Consider the following 18,609-nt stretch of genomic DNA (forward strand, 5'->3'; position numbering starts at 1 on the left):
TTCTGGTTCCCACACGAGAATGCCGAGGTCGAGCCAGTGGCAGAAGCCACGTTTCTGCTCAGGCTGCTCAGGTACAGAGAGATCGGGTACAGCAGACTTCCCTACCCTCGATAAACATCCCTTATCGCCACTCCCCGTAATGAAGTGCACTGGCACTCCCAGTTTGGCGCTTGCCGAGATCCAGCCCTATTGGACTGCCGGAGCAGGAATCACACCCTTTCGCAGAATCTCCAACCTCCCAACATCGCCAACAGGCACAAGCACTGTAGCCTTCCGCACCGGGTCCCACAGTGCATAGCTGTCACCAAGACGACCAATCAGGCTTAGGTCGCCCTGCACCTTTCCATCAACAGTCACAGCCGTCACGTGCTTGCCGCCGCCAGAGGAAATCTTCTCGGCACGCTGGGAGCCAAGCATGCTTGACGCTATCGAGACGTAGACCAACATCACCAAGGCGTAGATCAGCCAAGGGGAATCTTTCACTGCGGTGGGCACCACCGGCGAAAGATGCACGATCAACGCACAGATGATCGTCAGAAGTACCCCTATCAGAAGAGGCCACGTGTTCGACCACCAAAGCAGCAGCCCCAGGGCAGTGAAGAAAAGCACTGGAAACAGCCATGCGAACAGCTTGCTTTTGGAGCTGCCGCTCGTGACCTTCATCTCCACCCAGCCGCCAAACAGCGAGGCTAGCAGCATGAGAAATAACACCATGCCGATCCCAGCAAGCCCTGCCAGTGCAAGCTCACTCACCGCAACAAACTGAAAGGGATCCAGGCCGAAGTGCCCCCAATACTCCTTCAGGTACAAAGCCCCTTGAATCAATCCGAACGTGACGAGCGCCGAACCCCATCCAGCAACATCAGCCATCGTTAGCGTCTTCTGCGTACGTTCCATGTATCCCCCTCCATCGATGCAGCCCCGCCACATAGTGGCATGCTGCGCTCCGCTCTGCAGAACCCAGCCTATTAACGTGACGCGTCACACTCGATCGCTGCCACCCCATTGGCGCCCCACCCCTCCCCCACTATAGTTCCACCCCTCACAAGGACGAGGCGGCGCACATGCCCTATATAGGAATCGGACTCCACGTACTGGCAGCCATCTACTTCGCGGTGCACGCCATCCGCTCGGGCCAGAGCCTCTACTGGCTTATCCTGCTCTTCTCGTTCCCGCTGCTCGGCAGCGTCATCTACTTCCTGGCGATCTACTTCCCTGAAGTCCGCCACTCGCGCGGCGCCCGGCAGGTCGTCCGTTCCGCCAAGCAGCTCATGGACCCGGGCCAGGACCTGCGCAACGCTCGCACCGAACTGGCCCGCACGCCCACCGTGCAGAACCGGGTTCGCCTGGGCATGACGCTGCTGGATGCCGGCCAGGCCGAGGAAGCCAGGACCCTGCTCGAGCAGGCGGCCAGCTCGCCGCTGGGCGACGATCCCTACATCCTGACCGGCCTTGCCCGTGCCCGCCTCGAGTCCGGGCAGCCCGCGCTTGCGGTCGAGACGCTGGACGGCCTCTTCGCCCGCCATCCGGATGTGCGCCGCAAGCCGGAACAGACCCTGCTTTACGCGCAGGCATTGGCTACCGCCCAAGCGCCCGGAGCCCGCGCTGCATTCGAGCGCGCCGTGGAATGCGGAAACGATGCAGCCGCCCGCTGCCTGTACGCTGAATGGTTGATGGCACAACCGCAGCCCGACGATCGTGAGCAGGCCCGCAGCCTGTTCGCCAGCATCATCGACGATGCCCAGCACTGGTCGCGCCACGCGCGTAGCCACAATGCCACGTGGTTGGAGCGGACCAAGGTTGCGTTGAAGGGCTACTGACGCCTGATGGCCCTTGGCAAGACTGTCGCATCCGCCTCCCTTATGAGCCCGGCGGGCGGATGCCGACAGTCCGCGGGCATCCAGAACCAACATCGCCGATAGCTTTGCAGCACAAGGATCCGACCCCGTTGCGCCATATGCAACGATTCTGAAAATGTTGAATGTGCTGACGGCATCGGCCTTACTGCCTTGGCATCTCGCATGGGCGGGCGTATTCCTTTTCCTGCCACCAATGCATCGGTGGACGGGGCTCGAAATCCCGGTAACGCGACTGTAGTTTGCGCTTGCCAGCCGGCACCACGCCTTGTGGTGCCGGCTGGCAATCCGTCGGCCGGCTATGGCGGGCGGTGCGTGGGGGCCTTGTGCCCACCGGGCCAAGTCGCGTACCGGATTTCGAGCCACGCATCGTCCGCCACCTTTATCGGTGGCGGCTTCTGCATGCACGCAAGGAGCCCCGCCATGACCCAGCCCCACTCCCCTGCCCCACACCCGATCCACGATGCGCCCGCGAACGGCCCCGCGCTGGATCCGAACACGCTCATCGCCCTGCTGCACAGCATCGGCGCCGGTGCCGCCTCCGATGGTCAGCCGTGGCCGGAACGCCATCAGATGCCCGGTCGACGCATCGCCCTGGCGGACACCGACTGCTCCTTGGCCGGGCTTCGCGTGGTACTGGAGATTCTGCTGGCCGCGGAGCGCGCCCGCGAGAACGGCGAGTTGGAGCAATACGTTGGCCCGCGGGTGATGGAGGGTCTGATCATGGCCGGACTAGGCCTCACTGCACACGCCAGTACGCGGCTGCATCCGGAGGGCTGAGGGGCGTGGTGCCGCTGGGCGGCCACGGTGCTTTGCCTCGCAGCGGTGCTTGCGGCGCAGATTCATTGGCCGGTGCCGCCGGTGCCTGAGCAGCTCGCGTTCCAGAGCATTCCCGACGATCGGTTTTCACTGCTCCGCCGACAGGTAAGGCAGTTTGTGGAAGCGCGGCCACGGCAGGGCTTTGAGTTCGTCGAACAGCGTCAAGACGCCACTTTGCAGATCTACTGCAGGGGCGTTCCGGTACTGTGGCTGGAGAGGCGCTCGCACTATCTTCTCCTGCAGGTTTCACTGGACGCCCACCAGCGGGCGCCCGCCGTTGTGTGGTTGCGCGCGCTCCTCCAATGGCAGTTGGAGCCGTTGGATTACCTGGAGCAGGTGCTGGCTGACGTGCCGGAGCCTGTTCTGTTGGATCGGGTGCTGCAGATTCTTGCTAGTGATGTGCCTGATGGAGCGCGATGTGGCGTGCCGTAGTCGAGCGTGGCTCGACTCTGCAGGGCTGCGGGCAGCGAGGGTTCGGGCACCAGCCCTGCCGTCCGTCACCTGCGTGACAGGCATTGGCCCAGTGATCATGCGAGTCACCTCCCGGCATCGATCCAGCCCGCATCGCGCGCACGCGCGAGGTCTTCCGGCGTGTCGATATCCAGGCCCAGCTCCGGCGCCTGAAGGGCATGCACGGCATCGATGGGAAGCTGCCTCAAGCGCGCTCCGAAGCCGCGGTCACCGGCTGCGCCCGCAGCGTTGAACCATGCGCGCGGCACCACTGCAGGAACGCCAAGGACGTTTCCGTGACGAGTGCCCGCGCACCCTGACGCCGAGGCGCGGGCACCCGAAAGCAACGCCTGCAGATGGGAGTGCTCGATCGCGGGCTGGTCGCATGCCACGACCATCACCGCGGTCACCGTGGGCAGCAGGTGTGCGCCGGCAACCTGCAGACTGCTCGCCAGGCCACGCTCCCAGTGGTGATTGGTCACCGGAGTGGCATCCAGCCCGGCAATGCTGGATGTCACTGCCGGTGCGTTCGCGCCCACCACGACCAGTACCTGCGCTGGCGCGAGCTCACGCGCCAACCGCACCACGCGATGTACCAGGGTCTCGCCCTGCCGGGTGAGAAGCTGCTTGGGCTGGCCAAGTCGAGTGCTCCCGCCGGCAGCAAGCACGACGACCGCATGCGCGTCAGTCACCTGCCGTGCGCGCTTCGCCATTGCTGCAGCTGTGCGGCGATGCTGAGCGAAATCGCCTCTGGCCCTCGGCCGCCTATGTTCAGGCCGACCGGTGATCGAAGTCTCGGGGAAAGGCGGTGGCGCTGATCCGGTGTCAGCAGCTTGAACAGGTCTTCGCGCCTTCGCCGCGGACCCAGCAGTCCAATGAACGCGACGTTGGTATCAGCCAGGGCCACCAGCGCCTCCCGGTCCAGTTCGAAATCGTGATGCATCACCAGTGCCGCGTCGCAACGGTCGCGATGAAGGGCCTCGGCCGGGCTGGACGGAAGATGCGCATCCGCGTATTGCCCGGCTGAGGCCCAGCGCGCTCGCCGTTCGGCCACGCTGACCCGCCACCCCAGACCCCGCAACAACGGAACCAGGAAGGGCGTTTCGGGACCGCCTCCCAACACCAGGGCCCGCGGAAGCCGGGGCAACGGCAAACGCCACGCACCCTCGCCAAAGGGCTGCGTACCATCCATCGGATGCAGCTGCCACGTCTGCTCGCGATGGCCGGCACGGAAAATGACCTGCCCCGACGTGCGAAGGTCGCGCTGGAGTGACACGCCCTCGCGCAACCAAGCCTCGATCACGGCGTCGATGCCGGACATGGCACGCAACGGCAGAAGGGCAATCCGAAGCCGGCCGCGGCAGCCGAGCGCAGACCCACTCAACAGGTCGTCGTCACTGCGGGTGTCGATCTCGATCCAGTCGACCCGCCCTGCCGCGCTCACCTGCTCCGCGCGTCGCGCGAGCTCGGGCTCCAGGCATCCGCCGCTCAGCCAGCCGACCTGGCTGCCGTTGCAGAACAGCACCATGTCGCCGGCACCAGCGTAAGTGGAGCCATCGGTTTCCAGCACCAGCGCGAGCACGGCGCGCTCCCCCGCACGCACGCGCGTCAAGGCCGTCTCGAGTACGCCGCGCGGGCTGCCTTCGGCGAGGAAACCCGGCGCTGCGGACAGGTCCTCGGCAAGATCGCCGGGCTCCCCTCCCCCTGCGGCGGAGACCTCCAGAGTGGGCGAGGCTACGGGTCGGTCCATGCGCACCGTCAACCTACATCGGGCAAGCCGGGCAACAGCTTGTCCAGGGTGATGGGATAGTTGCGCACGCGCACGCCGGTTGCGTTGTAGATCGCATTGGCGATCGCGGCGCCAACCCCGCAGATGCCCAGTTCACCCACGCCCTTGGCCTTCATCGGCGAGATCACCGGATCCAGCGTGTCGAGGAAGACCACCTCCTGGTACGGGATGTCGGCGTGCACGGGAACCTCGTAGCCGGCCAGGTCGTGGTTGATGAACAAGCCAAGCCGTTTGTCGACCACCAGCTCCTCCATCAGGGTCGCGCCCGCGCCCATCACCATCCCGCCGATGACCTGGCTACGTGCGGACAGCGGATTAAGGATCCGGCCGCCATCGCATACGGCAAGCATGCGGCGTATGCGCGTCTCTCCAGTGTAAGCATGCACGGCTACCTCGCAGAAATGCCCTGCGTAGGTGCCGACGTCGTAGCCTTGTTTGAAGTCGCCGAAGGCAATGCCGTCCTCCGCCGACAGTGCCCCCGCCTCCGCCAGCTTGATCGTCCGCCCACCCGCCTGGATGCGGCCATTGGCGAAGTCTGCGGTGTCGCCGTCGAAGCCCAGTTTCTCGCCCACCTTGCGGCGCAGGCTGACGCACGCCGCGTACACGCCTGCGGTGGAGCTTGCCGCGCCCCACTGGCCGCCGGAACCGGCGGAGGCGGGATGACGGGAGTCTCCGAGGGTCACCTGGACCCGCTCCAGCGGCACGCCCATGGTCTCGGCTGCCGTCTGCGCGATGATCGTGTAGGAGCCGGTGCCGATGTCGGTCATGTCGGTCTCGACAATCACCCCGCCCTGGCCGTCAAGCCGGACTCGCGCCGCCGACTTCATCGTCGGTGCGCCGCGATAGCCCGCAGACACGCCCATGCCGACCAGCCAGTCCCCTTCCCTGACCTGCGCCGGCCTGGGGTTGCGCTTGCTCCAGTTGAAGCGCTCCGCGCCTTCGCGCAGGCAGCGCACCAGGTTGCGGTCGGAGAACTTCTTGGACGGATCGCCGGGTACCACCTCGGGCTCGTTGAGGATGCGGAACGCGATCGGGTCGAGGCCCAGCTTCTCGGCCATTTCATCCATCGCCACTTCCAGCGCCATGTGGCCCGGTGCTTCGCCCGGTGCGCGCATCGCATTGCCTTCGGGCATGTCGAGCGTGGCGATGTAGTTGGCCACCAGGCGGTTGGCGCCCGCATAGAGCTTGGGCGTCTGCAGGGTGCCGTTCTCGCCGTCCTCGCCGTTGATGTTGCCCGACCAGTTCTCATGGGCGATGGCGGAGATCCGGCCATCCTTTCCGCAGCCGATCCGCACGCGCTGGAGGGTGGCGTGCCGGTGCGTGGTGTTGTTGGGCATCAACGGGCGTTGCAGCGCGATCTTCACCGGTCGCCCGACCTGCTTGGCCGCCAACGCGGCCAGCACCGCGTCGGCACGGATGAACAGCTTGCCGCCGAAGCCGCCGCCGATATAGGGCGAGTCCACGCGCACCTTGGCAGGATCGATGCCGAGGATCGCCGCCATGCCCTGCCTGGCCCAGTCGATCATCTGGTTCGCCGTCCACAACGTGAGCGTGTCACCCTCCCAGGCGGCGATGGTGGCGTGCGGCTCCATCATCGAATGACTTTCGTCGGAGGTGTGGTAAGTCTCGTCGAGCTTGACCGCGGCGCTCGCGTAGGCGGTGTCGAAATCGCCCAACGCCTGCCGGTCGGGCTTGCCGTCACGCCCCTTTGCCAGCGGCGCGGACGGTGCCAGTGCGGGAAAATCGAAGCGGCCCTTGCCGCGCTCGTAGCGGGTACGGATCAACGCCGCGGCGGCGCGGGCCTGCTCGAAGGTCTCTGCCACCACGCAGGCGATGGCCTGGTGGTAGTGGGCCACTTCGGGTCCGCCGAACAACGGTGCATTGTTCCAGTTCGATTTGCCGACCGGCTTGGTTTCCGGTGCGGTGATGACCGCCAGTACGCCGGGCGCGGCACGCGCGCGGGAGGCATCCATCGAAATGATGCGCCCTTTGCCGATGCCCGCGCCGACGATGTAGCCGTAGGCCTGGTTCGGCGCCACGTCATGGCGCTCGTAGGCATAGGGGGCAGTGCCGGTGGTCTTGCGTGGACCGTCGATGCGCGGGGTCGACTTGCCGACGACCTTGGCCTTGTCGAACAGGTTGTCGCCGGCGGGGGCGTTGAATTCAAGGGGCATCAGCGCTCTCCTTCCACCAGCACCGCTGCGAGGGTGCGCTCGGCGAGCGCGATCTTGAACGCGTTCTCCGGCGTCGGACGGGCACCGGCGAACACCTGCCGGGTCGCGGCCTTCACGCCGTCGCGCAGCAGGGGTTCGGCTGCCTCGACGCGCCACGGCTTCGGCGCGACCCCACCGAAGGCGAACCGCGCCGAGCCGTCACGCTGCACGACCGCGGCGACCGACACCAGTGCGAACGCATAGGACGCGCGGTCCCGTACCTTGTGGTACACGTGCCGACCGCCCAGGGGTTCCGGCAGCGTGACGTGGGTGATCAGCTCACCGCGCTGCAGCACGTTGTCCTGCTGCGGCCTGTCGCCGGGGGAACGATGGAAATCGGCAATTGGGATGCTGCGCGTACTGCCGTCACCGCTGACGGTCTGGATCGAGGCGTCCAGCACCCGCAGGGCCACCGCCATGTCGCCCGGATAGGTCGCGATGCAGCTGTCCGAGGTGCCGATCACGCCCATCTGCCGGGAGAACCCCTCGAGTGCGCCGCAGCCGGATCCGGGCAGGCGCTTGTTGCAGGGCAGATTGGGGTCGTAGAAATACGGGCAGCGCGTGCGCTGCAGCAGGTTGCCGCCGGTGGTGGCTTTGTTGCGCAACTGCCCGGAGGCGCCTGCCATGATCGCGCGGGTCAGCACCGCGTAGTCGCGGCGCACGCGCTCATGCGAGGCCAGCGCGGTATTGGTGACCAGCGTGCCGATGCGCAGGCCGCCCTCGTCGGTGGGTTCGATCCTGTCCAGGCCGATGTCCTGCACATCGACCAGGTGCGCTGGCGTCTCGACCTCCAGCTTCATCAGGTCGAGCAGGTTGGTTCCTCCGGCCAGGAACTTCGCGCCCTCGGTACCGGCGACGGCCCTGGCGGCCTCGGCCGGGGATTTCGCGCGTTCGTAACTGAAGGCCCTCATGAGCGCCTCCCTGCAGAGGTCACGCCAGCGACCTCTGCCATCGCCTCGGCAATGTTGGAATAGGCCCCGCAGCGGCAGAGGTTGCCGCTCATGCGTTCGCGCATTTCCATGTTGGTGGCCCGGGGCCGTGCGCTGACGTCCGCCTGTACATGGCTGGGGACACCCCGCTTGATCTCGTCCAGTACCGCCACCGCCGAGCAGATCTGCCCCGGCGTGCAGTACCCGCACTGGTAGCCGTCATGCTTGATGAAGGCGGCCTGCATCGGATGCAGGTCATCGGGGGTTCCGAGGCCTTCGATGGTGGTGATGGCATCGCCCTGGTGCTGCACCGCCAGGCTGAGGCAGGCATTGATGCGCTCACCGTTGACCAGCACGGTACAGGCACCGCATTGACCGTGGTCGCAGCCCTTCTTGGTCCCGGTCAGCTTCAGATGTTCGCGCAGGGCATCGAGCAGCGTGGTCCGGGTGTCGAGTTCAAGTTCCCGCCGCTTGCCGTTGACGGTCAAGGCCACCTTGCTGATGACCGGCGGCCTGGGCGGCGGGGGCGCCGCCAGTTCGGCGGCGAGCGATGACGCCCCCGGTGCGGCGGACATCGCCACGGTCGTGACGCCGCCGGCGATCACCTGGCGACGCGTCAACTTCATTCCTTCATCACAACTTGGCACAGTGACCTCCTGGCGTTCGGGGAAACCCCGTGGCTGGATGGACGCGCTCACACTACCGAAGGGCTACTATGCCCATCTGCGGGGTACAAGCCTGTGAAGTCGGCGAAATGTACGAACATGACGCAGCAAGCCCGAAGAAATCGGCTGCATCCAGCCACAGCGCGGCACTCTTGAGCCATGCGTATGCCTCACTGGATGTCTCACAGTCCTGTTCGTCCCTCAGCATGAGGAACATGATGGCCCGACGCTACAAAGGCGTTGGCTGGGAGGGCTCGGGTTCGTGGATGGAACCCTCCAACAAGGCAACGTAGGTATCAAGCCTGGTGCGAAGGCCGATCAGCATCCAGCCCAGCAGGTACAGCAGCACCATGGCGAAGATCAGTAGTGCACCCAGCGGGCCAACATCGAAAGCGCCCGCCCAGTCGCCCCATTTCCATCCGCGGAACTGCAGGTAGAGGGCAATCAACAGCGGGAATGGTCCCAGCCGCTGCAGGCCGCCATACATCATGCCCATGCGCTCAATCATGTTTGTGCGCAAGGTGCTGACGAACTTGAGTCGCCGCTCGCGCTGGACGCGCGGGAATCCGCGAAGCTCGGTCACCACCGCTTGCCAGTGAGCGAAGTCTTCATCCATCTCCCGGGCGTGCGAGAGCCGCGGCTGGCTGAACTGGCGAATGCCCCTGCGGGCGGCCAGTACGCCACCGACAATGAATCCTCCGATTTCGATTGCCAGGCAGGCAACAACCACCTGGAGCACTACGCCAAGAGGCAGCCATCGATCCGGAAGCTGACCCATGAGAATGCCGATGATCGCCGCACCCACGCCGATGCGAAACGCCCACGTCTCCACCCTGCCCGCCTTGGGGTAGATGCTGTGCTCAACCAGTCCCTGCACCCGCTGGTAGAGCCAGTGGAATGTCAGTTCCTCCGAATCGATCTTTGCCGGCGGATCGAATCCGCCCCCTGCCTGCATGTCCATTGCATCCCCTGCCCCACCGGCCAGGTTGCCGGCGCCACCATCGTAGCCGAGCTGGGTTGTAGCGGAATACGGCCTAGCCGTGTAGACGTCAGGGCCAGGACCTTCCCGGAGTCGAGCATGGCTCGGTTCTACAGAGGAGGAGCCTGCGGGCCGACCCGAACATGCACCACATGGCTGACGCCACGATGGAACATCTTGGCGTATGGGCAGACGCGTTCGGTGTTGCGAACCAGTTCGCAGGCCAGGTTCTCATCCATGCCGGGAAGATGTACCACGATCTCGGCCGACAGCAGATACAGCCCATCTGCCGGATCACGGGCGAAGGTGACCGCCACTTCGATGCTGGGGTTGTGCAGCAGCAGGCCGGCACGCGCGGCCACCAGCACCATGGCACCGTGGAAGCAGCCGGCGTAGCTCGCGGCCAGCAGCTGCTCGGGATTGGTGCCGCCGCCAGGCCCGCCGAGTTCCGGCGGCAGACGCAGGTCCACCGCCAGTGCACCGTCGTCCGACCGCACGACGCCGGACGCCCGCCCGTGCTGGGCCTGGCCACCGCTCACCCGCACGCGGCCGGTGTACAGCGGCTTCACGTCGTCACCCTGGTAGCGGTCCAGCATGGCGGGCGAAGGCGGCTTCAGCTCGGTCATTGCGCGGCTCCATCAAGCGCAGCTGCGGCAGGCGATCGATTCGCCGCTCAGGCAGGCTGCCGCTGCAACAGGCCGGACTGCTGAAGCCAGGCTTCGAAGCCGACCTGTCCCAGCCACGCGTGGCCGGCCGGTACCAGCGTGTCGATCTGCAGCGGCGCGCCGAAGTACAGTGCATCGGCGTCTGCCACCACCTGCCGGGAATCACCTGTCAGTTGCAGATGGCGCCTGGCCAGATCCGCCATCGCGCTGCGCTGCGGTCCGGCGATCTCCAGCACGCCATTGGCTGGCGCCTGCTGCGCGATGCGTGCCACCGCTTCGGCAACATCCTCGGCGGCAATCGGCTGCACGTCGGCGGCCGGCAGCCGCAGGGTCTTCCCGTCGCCGGCGGACTGGATGATGCCCGGCAGGAACTCGAAGAACTGCGTGGAATGGATGATGGTGTACGGCAGGCCGGAATCGCGAATGAGCCGCTCCTGGGCGATCTTGCCGCGGAAATAGCCACTGGCGGCAAGCTTGTCGGTACCCACAACAGAAAGCGCGACATGGTGGCGCACGCCGGCACGGGTGGCGGCCGAAAGTATGTTGTGGCCGGCGGTCACGAAGAACGAAAGCACTGCCGCATCTTCGAACGAGGGCGAGTTGGCCAGGTCCACCACCACGTCGACGCCGTCCATGGCGGCGTCCAGACCTTCACCGGTCAGCACATCCACCCCGGTGGAGGGCGCTGCCACCACGATCTCATGCCCGGCTACGCGCAGGCGCTCCACCACCTTGCTGCCGATGCGGCCGGTACCACCGATGACGAGGAACTTCATTGCGTGTCTCCTGGAATGTAGAGGGGCTACCGGATGTGGTCCGGCGCAGGAATCGTAGGTAGCGCGGGCGCGAGGCAGTAGGTCCGTGACGGGCCGCGCACTGTTGCCCGGCACGCATCAATACGCTCAGACCCAGGTGGGCTGTTTGCCTGGCTTCAGAGGGTTGGCCTGCTGGCGTGCTTCCCAGTGCGAGATCACATCCAGTTCGAGCGCGCGCACCCGCTGCGTGCTGAAGTCGATGAAGGCACGCACGCGCTTGGGCAGCTGGCGGCGGCTGAGATAGCACAGGTAGTGACCGCGATCGAGCGGCGCATGCCGATCCAGGCAGGTCACCACCCTGCCCGCCCAAAGCGCTTCACGCACCTGATAGCTGGGCAGCTGGGCGATGCCCAGCCCGTCGATGACGGCCTGCAGGGCCAGGTCGGCATCATTGAACACCAGTGCGGCCGGCGGCTGCAGGTGCACTTCGGCACCGTCGACACGGAAATCCCAGGGCTGCATGCGTCCGCCCGGCAGGCGCCGTCCGATGCAGGCATGCGTGCACAGCGCATCCACCGACACCGGTAGGCCGTGCGTCTGCACGTACGCCGGTGATGCACATACGACCAGCTGCATCGGCACCAGCTGCTTGGCGATCACCTGGCTGTCTTCCAGCAGGCCGTCGCGAAACGCCACGTCGATGCGGTCACCGGCCAGGTCGGGGGCCTGCTCGTCCAGCAGCAGCTCCACTGATACCTGCGGGTACTCGGCACGGAAGGCTGCCAGCAGGGGAGCAACCACCCGCCGGCCGAAGCCGTGGCCGGCACTGATGCGCAGGTGTCCGCGCGGCGGGCCCTCGCGCAGGTCGCGCATTTCCTCCAGCGCCTGCAGGATGCAGGTCACGCCCGGGTTGCAGCCCTCCAGGAACAGCTCGCCTTCGCGGGTGAGCGTGGTCGAGCGCGTGGTGCGCAGGAACAACCGTACGCCCAACTGGCTTTCCAGCTTCTGCACGCTGCGGCTGACGGCCGAACGGCCGATGCCGAGGCGGTCGGCCGCGCGCGCGAAGCTGCCCTCGGACGCCACTGCGATGAAGGCCAGCACGCCGGCGTAGCTGGTGGAGAAGGACGCATTGAACGCATCGTGACCGTCGCCGGCCGGGCGGGGCTTTGCGGCGTTCATGGGCTGCCTGGCTCCAGGCGGGCACGTTGTGCGTGCAGGTGGCTCCGCGCCAGCGCCAACCGTTGCCTGCACGTGGAAGGGTCGAGCCCCAGCAGGGGCTCGATGTCCTCGAATCCGGCGCCCAGCACGTCGTGCAACAGCAGGATCGCACGTGCATCGGGCGGCAGTTCGCGCAATGCGGCGAGGAAAGCCTGCCAGACCTGTTCGCTGGCAGGGCGCGATGCGGTGCGCAGGTGCGATGAGGTGTCCATGCCCGGCAGACGGCCGAGCATCGGCCGCTGTGACAGGACATTGGTGTTTTTCATGCAACAGCGTGCGGCCCGGCCCCCGCCTACCGGCATTGCGGGTGCAGGCCTAGCCTCGCTGTGCCCTTCACCCGCTACAGGAACACACCATGACCGCACGCCTGGATTACGCCGCGCAATCCCCCGAACTGTTCAAGAAGCTCGGCCTGTACTCGCATGCCGCCCACACCGCCTCGATCGAAGCGGCCATCATTGATCTGGTCAACATCCGTGCATCGCAGCTCAACGGCTGTGGCTTCTGCCTGGACATGCACGTGAAGGAAGCCACCCTGCGCGGCGAGCGTCCGCTGCGCCTGCATCACCTGGCGGCATGGCGTGAATCGATGCTGTTCAGCACGCGCGAGCGCGCCTGCCTGGCCTGGACCGAAGTACTGACCCAGCTGCCGGCACAGGGCGTGCCCGACGAGCTGTACGCGCGCGTGCGCGGCCAGCTGTCCGATCAGGAAGTTGTCGACCTGACCCACGCGGTGATGGCGATCAACGCATGGAACCGCGCCAATGTCGCCTTCCGTACCACGCCCGGCACCCTGGACGCGGCCTTCGGCCTGGACAAGGCCGGCCTGGCCTGACCCTTCCGCAGCTGCCCCATGCAGCGGCTCTCCCCTACCGCTTTGGAGACCTGCCATGCGTCTTTCTGTTCTGGCCCTGTCTGCGCTGCTGCCACTGTGCAGCGCTGCCGCCACCCCACCCTCTGCGGCGCCCGAACCCCTGGTGCGCGAGGTGATGACCCGCGCCCTTCCGGAGCAGCCCGGCAAGGAAGCGCTGATCCTTACCGTGGAGTACCCGCCGGGTGGCGCCGATCCTGTCCACCGCCACGATGCCCATGGCTTCGTCTATGTCCTGGAAGGACGGATCGTGATGGGCGTGGCCGGCGGCAAGGAAGTCACCCTCGGCCCGGGCGAGGCCTTCCATGAAGGCCCGGCCGATCTGCACACCGTGGGTCGTAACGCCAGCGCTACCGAGCCGGCGAAGTTCGTGGTGTTCCTGATCAAGGACATCGGCAAGCCGGCGGTTCTGCCGCCGCACTGATCGCACGTCCGGCGCTGGCACCAGCGACAGGTTCCCGGGTGTCACAATCCGGGGACCTGTCCCGTCTAGGCTGGCATGGACGATTCCACTGCGCTGTTCTCACGCCTCCGCCCACGCCTGTTCGGCGTGGCCTACCGCATGCTTGGGTCTTCGTACGAAGCCGAAGACGTGGTGCAGGATGTCTGGCTGCGCTGGCATGGCGCCGACCAGTCACAGATCGAGAATCCGGAAGCCTGGCTAGTGGCGACCACCACCCGTCGCGCCATTGATGGCCTGCGCTTGGCCCGGCATACGCGCGAACACTATGTGGGCATGTGGTTGCCCGAACCGCTGCTGACCGATGACACCGCCACGCCCGAGTACGTGCTGGAAACCGCCAGCGATCTGTCGGTCGCATTCCTCAGTGTGCTGGAACGGTTGGCCCCGGATGCGCGTGCGGCCTTCCTGCTGCACGATGTGTTCGATCAGGACTACGCCGTGGTTGCGCGCACCCTGGACAAAACGGAAGCCGCCTGCCGGCAGATCGTGCATCGTGCGCGTCAGCAGCTCCGGCAGGAACGCCCGCGCTACAACGTCCCGCAGGACGTGCACCAGAAACTCCTGCGTCGCTTCGCCGAGGCCGCGTCCAGCGGAGATTTCCGCACAATGAAAGCATTGATGGCCGAATCGGCCGAGTTGGTGGGTGACGGCGGCGGTATCGTCACCAGCTTCCCCGGGCCGATGGTCGGCGGCGCACGCATCGCCCAGCTGCTGTATGCCCCGCACCTGCGGCGCAGTGCGCAGTTGCGGATGGTACCGGCCATGCTCAACGGACGGCTGGGACTGCTGCGCTATTTCGATGGCGAGCTGGAGGCGGCGATGGCCTTCGAGACCGATGGCGAACGGATCACGCAGGTCTTGGTGCAGCGCAACCCGCACAAGCTGCAGCGTTTGGCTCACCCTACCGCCATCCAGTAGTTCCCCGCCAGGTAGGGAGGGCGTCCGTTATCGGCCTCGCCCTTGGGGGGGGGATTCGAGCGGGGTGCCGGTGCACCCCGTCGAAAACTCCTGCTTGCGCTGTATCCGCAGGATCCGATCAGAAGTCCCAGAACACCGGCACCCAGCGGAACGTCTCGCCTTCCAGCGACACCCGGCCCACTGACGGGAACGGAAGATGCGTGGCCACCAGCATTTCGCCGGTGCCGGCCAGTTCCTTCAGCAGAGCGATGCGTACGCGTGCGGATTCCTCCGGGTCGTGCTCGAAGCCGTTGTGCCAGTTCGGTTGGTCGAAGCCGACCGCGAACACCGCGTCACCGGCAAAGGTCAGGGCCTGCCCCGCAGACGCCACGCGCACCACGCAGTGGCCCGGCGTATGCCCACCGGTACGGTGGGCCGTCACGCCCGGTGCGATCTGCTGTTCGTCCTGGAAAGTGTGCACATAGCTGCTGTACTCGGCCCAGAAGTGCGTGGCCGTGGTGCGCAACGCATCGGGAAAGCCCTGCGGCATGTTGGTGCGGCTGAAGTCCGGCGACTTCCAGAACTCCACTTCCGCGGCTGCGACGTGGATCTTCAGGTCCGGGCGCAGCTGTTCCTTTACGCCTTCAACCAGCAGGCCGCCGACGTGGTCCATGTGCATGTGGGTGATGACCACATCGGTGATTTCGCCCAGGTTGATACCGGCAGCACCGAGGCGGCGGATCAGCTGGCCGGCGCGCGGCAGCTGCAGGTCCGGGTCCATGCCCAGGCCGGCATCGATGAGGATGGTGCGATCACCGCTGTGCACCACCATCACGTTCAACGCCCAGTCGAAGGCATCCTGCGGCAGGTACATCTCTTCGAACCATTCGGCACGATCGGCGGCCGGTACGTTGTGACCGAGCATCTGGGTTGGCAATGGCAGGACGCCATCGCTGATCACCAGCACTTCGACATCGCCCACTTTCAGGGCGTAGCGCGAGGGCACCAGTTCATCAAGGGCGGGGGCAATGGGCGCGGCGGTGTTTTCCATACTGAACATGAGGGATCTCCACGAAGAGCCATTTGGCGGGCAGCAGTGCAAGGCTGGCGCGAACGAATCCGGGTGCTTTCCCATGGCGCAGGCAGTGACATTGCCAGGGCACGGTTGCCTAGCAGGCCAGCGCTGCGCGGTTCACGGGAAGACTGGCCACTGCGCGGGCAATGGGCCCGGAACACGGCAGGTGCCGTGCGGGATCAGCCTAGGCAGCGCGCCACAGATGCGGTAGGCCCGTGGAGGGGTACGCCATGTTGCGTTCCGGGAAGCAATGCGGACCCGCCTGCGCGGGCACCGCTACCCCGCTTCCCTGGTGTTACCCCGCAACTCACATCCCCAAGTCGGACAACCCCGGGTGGTCATCCGGGCGACGCCCCAGCGGCCAATGGAACTTGCGGTCGCTTTCCTTGATCGGCAGGTCGTTGATGCACGAGAAGCGGCGCTGCATCAGGCCATCCTCTCCGAATTCCCAGTTTTCGTTGCCATAGGAACGGAACCAGTTGCCGGAGTCGTCGTGCCATTCGTATGCGTAGCGGACAGCAATGCGGTTCTCGGTAAAGGCCCAGAGCTCCTTGATCAGGCGGTACTCAAGCTCTTTGTTCCATTTGCGTTCCAGGAACTGGCGGGCTTCTTCCCGACCGCTGGTGAATTCGGCACGGTTGCGCCACTGGGTATCGAGCGAATAGGCAAGCGACACCTTGTCGGCATCGCGGGAATTCCATCCATCCTCGGCAAGGCGCACCTTCTGCGTGGCCGATTCGAGGTTGAACGGAGGAAGCGGCGGACGGGGTTGTTCAGCGGACACGGGGAGACCTCCAATCGAGATGGATACATGAAGTGCTTCAAGCGATCTGGCGTACTCAGGCGCTAACGCTTGGCCTGTTCCAACAACAGCTTCGCGACATCCTTCGCAGTGTCTGCGGCGCCGTAATCCCCCATCACGCGCGACAGGGTGATGGCGCCTTCCATCAGGAGAAGCAACTGACGTGCCAGGTCCGCCGGCTGCTCCACATCCAGTTGTCCGGCAAGTTCCAGCGTGTAATCGAGCAGCTTTTGCTTGTGGTTCCGCGCGATTTCCCGGATTGGATCGGCAGGGTCGCCGACCTCGCCTGCGGTGTTGATGAACGCGCAACCGCGATAACCCTCGGACTGGAACCATTTCTTGAGCACGGTGAACATGCCGAGGACGCGCGCTTCCGGAGTGTCCGCCTTCTCGCACTCCTGCCGGAACCAGGCCAGCCAACGCACATCGCGGGCCCTCAGCGCAGCAGCGGCCACGTCGTCCTTGTTCTCGAAATGGCGGTAGATGCTCTTCCGCGCCACGCCGGAGGTCTTCACCAACAGGTCCATGCCGGTGGCGTGGATCCCGTTCTGGTAGATCAGCGCCTCGGCCGTGGCCAGGATCTTCTGCTGGGTATCGGTGGTGGCCTTGTTCATGGCCACAAGGTAGAACGATCATTCTCCACCGTCAACAGGCGGTGGCGGGCGATTCGTGCGCGCACATCCGTGCAAGACGATCTATCAAGAAATCCGGACAATTCATCACCCGAACGCCTGACTCCAGGCGCAAAGTACGTCTCACCACCCACCCATGAGAGTTTCCGCATGAACACCTTCGCCCGCACCTTGGCCGTTGCCGCCCTCGCCCTCTCGGTCCAGGCCGGCCTGTCCGCGCAGGCCGCCGAACCGGCCAAGCCGACTGCGGTCACCGCCATCGCGCGCACCGCCAGCTACATCACCACCGCCGATGGCGTGCAGCTGTACTACAAGGACTGGGGCCCGAAGGACGGCCCGGTCGTGACCTTCAGCCACGGCTGGCCGTTGAACTCGGACAGCTGGGAATCGCAGATGCTCTTCCTGGCCAATCATGGCTACCGCGTGATCGCGCATGACCGCCGCGGCCACGGCCGTTCCAGCCAGCCGTGGGAGGGCAACGATATGGATCACTACGCCGATGACCTGGCCACGGTGATCAATACGCTGGATCTGCACGATGTCACCCTGGTGGGCTTCTCCACCGGCGGCGGCGAGGTGGCGCGCTACATCGGCCGGCATGGCACCGGGCGAGTGAAGAAGGCCGTGCTGATCAGCTCGGTGCCGCCGTTCATGCTGAAGACCGCCGACAACCCGAACGGGCTGCCGATCGAAGTGTTCGATGGCATCCGCAAGGCACAGATGGACAACCGCGCCCAGCTGTACAAGGACATCCCGTCCGGCCCGTTCTATGGCTTCAACCGCCCGGGCGCGAAGGTGTCGCAGGCGCTGATCGATGCGTGGTGGGCGCAGGGCATGCAGGGCGGCCACAAGAACACGTACGACTCGATCGCCGCGTTCTCGGCCACCGACTTCCGCGCCGACCTGAAGAAGTTCGATGTACCTACCCTGGTCATCCACGGTGACGACGATCAGATCGTGCCGATCGATATCTCCGGCCGCCAATCGGCAAAGCTCATCAAGGGCGCCAGGCTGATTGTCTACCCGGGTGCGCCGCACGGCCTGACCGATACCCACAAGGACAGGGTCAACCAGGACCTGCTGACGTTCCTGCAGGAAAAGTGAGCAACACTGGCTCCGGCATCGCGCCGGAGCCAGTCCCACACCAGAGTGTCTCTACCTTGTGCGTGCCCCTTCCCGGCCAGACTCGGCCTTGCGCGGATTCAGCGGGTGCGGGATTTCATCAAGATCCGGCTGCAAGGACTTGAAATGGCGATAGCAGAACCTCGGCTGCTGCTGGCAATCCCCCGCCCCCTGCGTCGCATGATAAACATGCGTTACAGGGATTGAGGGGCAATCTGAAAGTGCGCGTTCGTGAAAGTGGTCACGGTTAATGGCGGGGAAAGTCAATACCTTCAAGCCCACTGCAACCTAATTGCTGATAATGCGATTGAATTCCAGGCGGGCCAACAATCGGTTGTGACATGGAGGTGGGGGATGTGCATGGTCTCTGGCAGCTCTTCAGCAAAGCTTGCGGCTCTACTCTTTCTGA

Annotated in this window: 21 protein-coding genes; 7 read left to right on the top strand and 14 right to left on the bottom strand. The window is 65.5% G+C overall.

Annotated elements, in window-relative coordinates:
* Window positions 1-186: 186 nt before the first annotated feature.
* Window positions 187-897 carry a hypothetical protein gene (locus FQS62_RS11825; protein ID WP_208044116.1) on the bottom strand — a complete coding sequence of 237 codons (711 nt, stop codon included), beginning with the start codon at window positions 895-897 and terminating at the stop codon, window positions 187-189.
* Between the two features lie 167 nt (window positions 898-1,064).
* Here FQS62_RS11825 and FQS62_RS11830 point away from each other — a divergent pair, with 167 nt between their 5' ends.
* The 3 genes from FQS62_RS11830 to FQS62_RS11840 all read left to right on the top strand — a co-directional run bounded on the left by FQS62_RS11830 (window position 1,065) and on the right by FQS62_RS11840 (window position 3,107).
* A complete protein-coding gene (locus FQS62_RS11830) occupies window positions 1,065-1,820 on the top strand; it encodes a tetratricopeptide repeat protein (RefSeq protein ID WP_208044115.1) in 756 nt (251 codons plus the stop codon).
* A gap of 459 nt (window positions 1,821-2,279) precedes the next feature.
* The gene (locus FQS62_RS11835; protein ID WP_208043081.1) at window positions 2,280-2,636 is read left to right on the top strand and encodes a hypothetical protein; all 357 of its coding nucleotides are present in this window, start codon (window positions 2,280-2,282) and stop codon (window positions 2,634-2,636) included.
* An 81-nt stretch (window positions 2,637-2,717) separates the two neighbouring features.
* Complete coding sequence (locus FQS62_RS11840; protein WP_226053468.1) at window positions 2,718-3,107, top strand: hypothetical protein; 390 nt, start codon at window positions 2,718-2,720, stop codon at window positions 3,105-3,107.
* A gap of 104 nt (window positions 3,108-3,211) precedes the next feature.
* Here the strand turns inward: FQS62_RS11840 and FQS62_RS11845 are convergent, their stop codons facing one another.
* The 10 genes from FQS62_RS11845 to FQS62_RS11890 all read right to left on the bottom strand — a co-directional run bounded on the left by FQS62_RS11845 (window position 3,212) and on the right by FQS62_RS11890 (window position 12,604).
* The gene (locus FQS62_RS11845) at window positions 3,212-3,838 is read right to left on the bottom strand and encodes a nucleotidyltransferase family protein (RefSeq protein ID WP_208043083.1); all 627 of its coding nucleotides are present in this window, start codon (window positions 3,836-3,838) and stop codon (window positions 3,212-3,214) included.
* A complete protein-coding gene (locus FQS62_RS11850) occupies window positions 3,814-4,875 on the bottom strand; it encodes an XdhC family protein (protein ID WP_208043084.1) in 1,062 nt (353 codons plus the stop codon). Before FQS62_RS11850 ends, FQS62_RS11845 begins: the two co-directional genes overlap by 25 nt.
* Before the next feature lie 8 nt (window positions 4,876-4,883).
* Window positions 4,884-7,088, bottom strand: a complete 2,205-nt coding sequence (paoC, locus tag FQS62_RS11855; RefSeq protein WP_208043085.1) for an aldehyde oxidoreductase molybdenum-binding subunit PaoC — start codon at window positions 7,086-7,088, stop codon at window positions 4,884-4,886.
* The gene (locus tag FQS62_RS11860; RefSeq protein ID WP_154349083.1) at window positions 7,088-8,038 is read right to left on the bottom strand and encodes an FAD binding domain-containing protein; all 951 of its coding nucleotides are present in this window, start codon (window positions 8,036-8,038) and stop codon (window positions 7,088-7,090) included. The genes paoC and FQS62_RS11860 overlap by 1 nt, the downstream gene beginning before the upstream one ends.
* The gene (gene paoA, locus FQS62_RS11865) at window positions 8,035-8,682 is read right to left on the bottom strand and encodes an aldehyde dehydrogenase iron-sulfur subunit PaoA (RefSeq protein ID WP_054171755.1); all 648 of its coding nucleotides are present in this window, start codon (window positions 8,680-8,682) and stop codon (window positions 8,035-8,037) included. Before paoA ends, FQS62_RS11860 begins: the two co-directional genes overlap by 4 nt.
* 268 nt (window positions 8,683-8,950) lie before the next feature.
* Entirely contained in the window at window positions 8,951-9,682 is a 732-nt protein-coding gene (locus FQS62_RS11870; protein ID WP_208043086.1) for a hypothetical protein, read from the bottom strand.
* Between the two features lie 128 nt (window positions 9,683-9,810).
* Window positions 9,811-10,326: an OsmC family protein gene (locus FQS62_RS11875; RefSeq protein WP_049447960.1), complete on the bottom strand. Its 516-nt coding sequence runs from the start codon at window positions 10,324-10,326 to the stop codon at window positions 9,811-9,813.
* A gap of 47 nt (window positions 10,327-10,373) precedes the next feature.
* The gene (locus FQS62_RS11880; RefSeq protein ID WP_208043087.1) at window positions 10,374-11,141 is read right to left on the bottom strand and encodes an SDR family oxidoreductase; all 768 of its coding nucleotides are present in this window, start codon (window positions 11,139-11,141) and stop codon (window positions 10,374-10,376) included.
* Between the two features lie 126 nt (window positions 11,142-11,267).
* Complete coding sequence (locus FQS62_RS11885) at window positions 11,268-12,299, bottom strand: LysR family transcriptional regulator (RefSeq protein WP_208043088.1); 1,032 nt, start codon at window positions 12,297-12,299, stop codon at window positions 11,268-11,270.
* Entirely contained in the window at window positions 12,296-12,604 is a 309-nt protein-coding gene (locus FQS62_RS11890; protein ID WP_049447957.1) for a sigma factor-like helix-turn-helix DNA-binding protein, read from the bottom strand. The genes FQS62_RS11885 and FQS62_RS11890 overlap by 4 nt, the downstream gene beginning before the upstream one ends.
* 89 nt (window positions 12,605-12,693) lie before the next feature.
* Between FQS62_RS11890 and FQS62_RS11895 the strand changes: the two genes are divergently transcribed.
* From FQS62_RS11895 to FQS62_RS11905, 3 genes are all read left to right on the top strand, one after another.
* The gene (locus FQS62_RS11895; RefSeq protein WP_088479215.1) at window positions 12,694-13,173 is read left to right on the top strand and encodes a carboxymuconolactone decarboxylase family protein; all 480 of its coding nucleotides are present in this window, start codon (window positions 12,694-12,696) and stop codon (window positions 13,171-13,173) included.
* Window positions 13,174-13,228: 55 nt separating this feature from the next.
* On the top strand, window positions 13,229-13,633 hold the full coding sequence (locus FQS62_RS11900) for a cupin domain-containing protein (protein WP_049447955.1): 405 nt from the start codon (window positions 13,229-13,231) through the stop codon (window positions 13,631-13,633).
* Window positions 13,634-13,708: 75 nt separating this feature from the next.
* Entirely contained in the window at window positions 13,709-14,590 is an 882-nt protein-coding gene (locus tag FQS62_RS11905) for an RNA polymerase sigma-70 factor (RefSeq protein WP_208043089.1), read from the top strand.
* 118 nt (window positions 14,591-14,708) lie between these two features.
* Here the strand turns inward: FQS62_RS11905 and FQS62_RS11910 are convergent, their stop codons facing one another.
* From FQS62_RS11910 to FQS62_RS11920, 3 genes are all read right to left on the bottom strand, one after another.
* Window positions 14,709-15,629 carry an MBL fold metallo-hydrolase gene (locus tag FQS62_RS11910; protein WP_049447953.1) on the bottom strand — a complete coding sequence of 307 codons (921 nt, stop codon included), beginning with the start codon at window positions 15,627-15,629 and terminating at the stop codon, window positions 14,709-14,711.
* Between the two features lie 322 nt (window positions 15,630-15,951).
* Entirely contained in the window at window positions 15,952-16,428 is a 477-nt protein-coding gene (locus FQS62_RS11915; RefSeq protein ID WP_208043090.1) for a nuclear transport factor 2 family protein, read from the bottom strand.
* A 62-nt stretch (window positions 16,429-16,490) separates the two neighbouring features.
* Window positions 16,491-17,060 (bottom strand): TetR/AcrR family transcriptional regulator, encoded by a 570-nt coding sequence (locus tag FQS62_RS11920; protein ID WP_088479218.1) that lies wholly within the window; start codon window positions 17,058-17,060, stop codon window positions 16,491-16,493.
* A 168-nt stretch (window positions 17,061-17,228) separates the two neighbouring features.
* On the opposite strand from FQS62_RS11920, the gene FQS62_RS11925 reads away from it, so the two are divergent.
* On the top strand, window positions 17,229-18,182 hold the full coding sequence (locus FQS62_RS11925; RefSeq protein ID WP_088479219.1) for an alpha/beta fold hydrolase: 954 nt from the start codon (window positions 17,229-17,231) through the stop codon (window positions 18,180-18,182).
* Window positions 18,183-18,609 lie beyond the last annotated feature (427 nt).

Source organism: Stenotrophomonas sp. SBJS02, from assembly GCF_020428325.2.
Taxonomy (GTDB): Bacteria; Pseudomonadota; Gammaproteobacteria; order Xanthomonadales; family Xanthomonadaceae; genus Stenotrophomonas; species Stenotrophomonas africana.

Coding starts and splice junctions, on each gene's coding strand:
- FQS62_RS11925 (WP_088479219.1), top strand. CDS start 17,229: ATGAACACCTTCGCCCGCACCTTGGCCGTTGCCGCCCTCGCCCTCTCG.
- FQS62_RS11875 (WP_049447960.1), bottom strand. CDS start 10,326: ATGACCGAGCTGAAGCCGCCTTCGCCCGCCATGCTGGACCGCTACCAG.
- FQS62_RS11870 (WP_208043086.1), bottom strand. CDS start 9,682: ATGGACATGCAGGCAGGGGGCGGATTCGATCCGCCGGCAAAGATCGAT.
- FQS62_RS11900 (WP_049447955.1), top strand. CDS start 13,229: ATGCGTCTTTCTGTTCTGGCCCTGTCTGCGCTGCTGCCACTGTGCAGC.
- FQS62_RS11885 (WP_208043088.1), bottom strand. CDS start 12,299: ATGAACGCCGCAAAGCCCCGCCCGGCCGGCGACGGTCACGATGCGTTC.
- FQS62_RS11880 (WP_208043087.1), bottom strand. CDS start 11,141: ATGAAGTTCCTCGTCATCGGTGGTACCGGCCGCATCGGCAGCAAGGTG.
- FQS62_RS11890 (WP_049447957.1), bottom strand. CDS start 12,604: ATGAAAAACACCAATGTCCTGTCACAGCGGCCGATGCTCGGCCGTCTG.
- FQS62_RS11835 (WP_208043081.1), top strand. CDS start 2,280: ATGACCCAGCCCCACTCCCCTGCCCCACACCCGATCCACGATGCGCCC.
- FQS62_RS11905 (WP_208043089.1), top strand. CDS start 13,709: ATGGACGATTCCACTGCGCTGTTCTCACGCCTCCGCCCACGCCTGTTC.
- FQS62_RS11920 (WP_088479218.1), bottom strand. CDS start 17,060: ATGAACAAGGCCACCACCGATACCCAGCAGAAGATCCTGGCCACGGCC.
- FQS62_RS11895 (WP_088479215.1), top strand. CDS start 12,694: ATGACCGCACGCCTGGATTACGCCGCGCAATCCCCCGAACTGTTCAAG.
- FQS62_RS11910 (WP_049447953.1), bottom strand. CDS start 15,629: ATGTTCAGTATGGAAAACACCGCCGCGCCCATTGCCCCCGCCCTTGAT.
- FQS62_RS11860 (WP_154349083.1), bottom strand. CDS start 8,038: ATGAGGGCCTTCAGTTACGAACGCGCGAAATCCCCGGCCGAGGCCGCC.
- FQS62_RS11825 (WP_208044116.1), bottom strand. CDS start 897: ATGGAACGTACGCAGAAGACGCTAACGATGGCTGATGTTGCTGGATGG.
- paoA (WP_054171755.1), bottom strand. CDS start 8,682: ATGAAGTTGACGCGTCGCCAGGTGATCGCCGGCGGCGTCACGACCGTG.
- FQS62_RS11845 (WP_208043083.1), bottom strand. CDS start 3,838: ATGGCGAAGCGCGCACGGCAGGTGACTGACGCGCATGCGGTCGTCGTG.
- paoC (WP_208043085.1), bottom strand. CDS start 7,088: ATGCCCCTTGAATTCAACGCCCCCGCCGGCGACAACCTGTTCGACAAG.
- FQS62_RS11850 (WP_208043084.1), bottom strand. CDS start 4,875: ATGGACCGACCCGTAGCCTCGCCCACTCTGGAGGTCTCCGCCGCAGGG.
- FQS62_RS11830 (WP_208044115.1), top strand. CDS start 1,065: ATGCCCTATATAGGAATCGGACTCCACGTACTGGCAGCCATCTACTTC.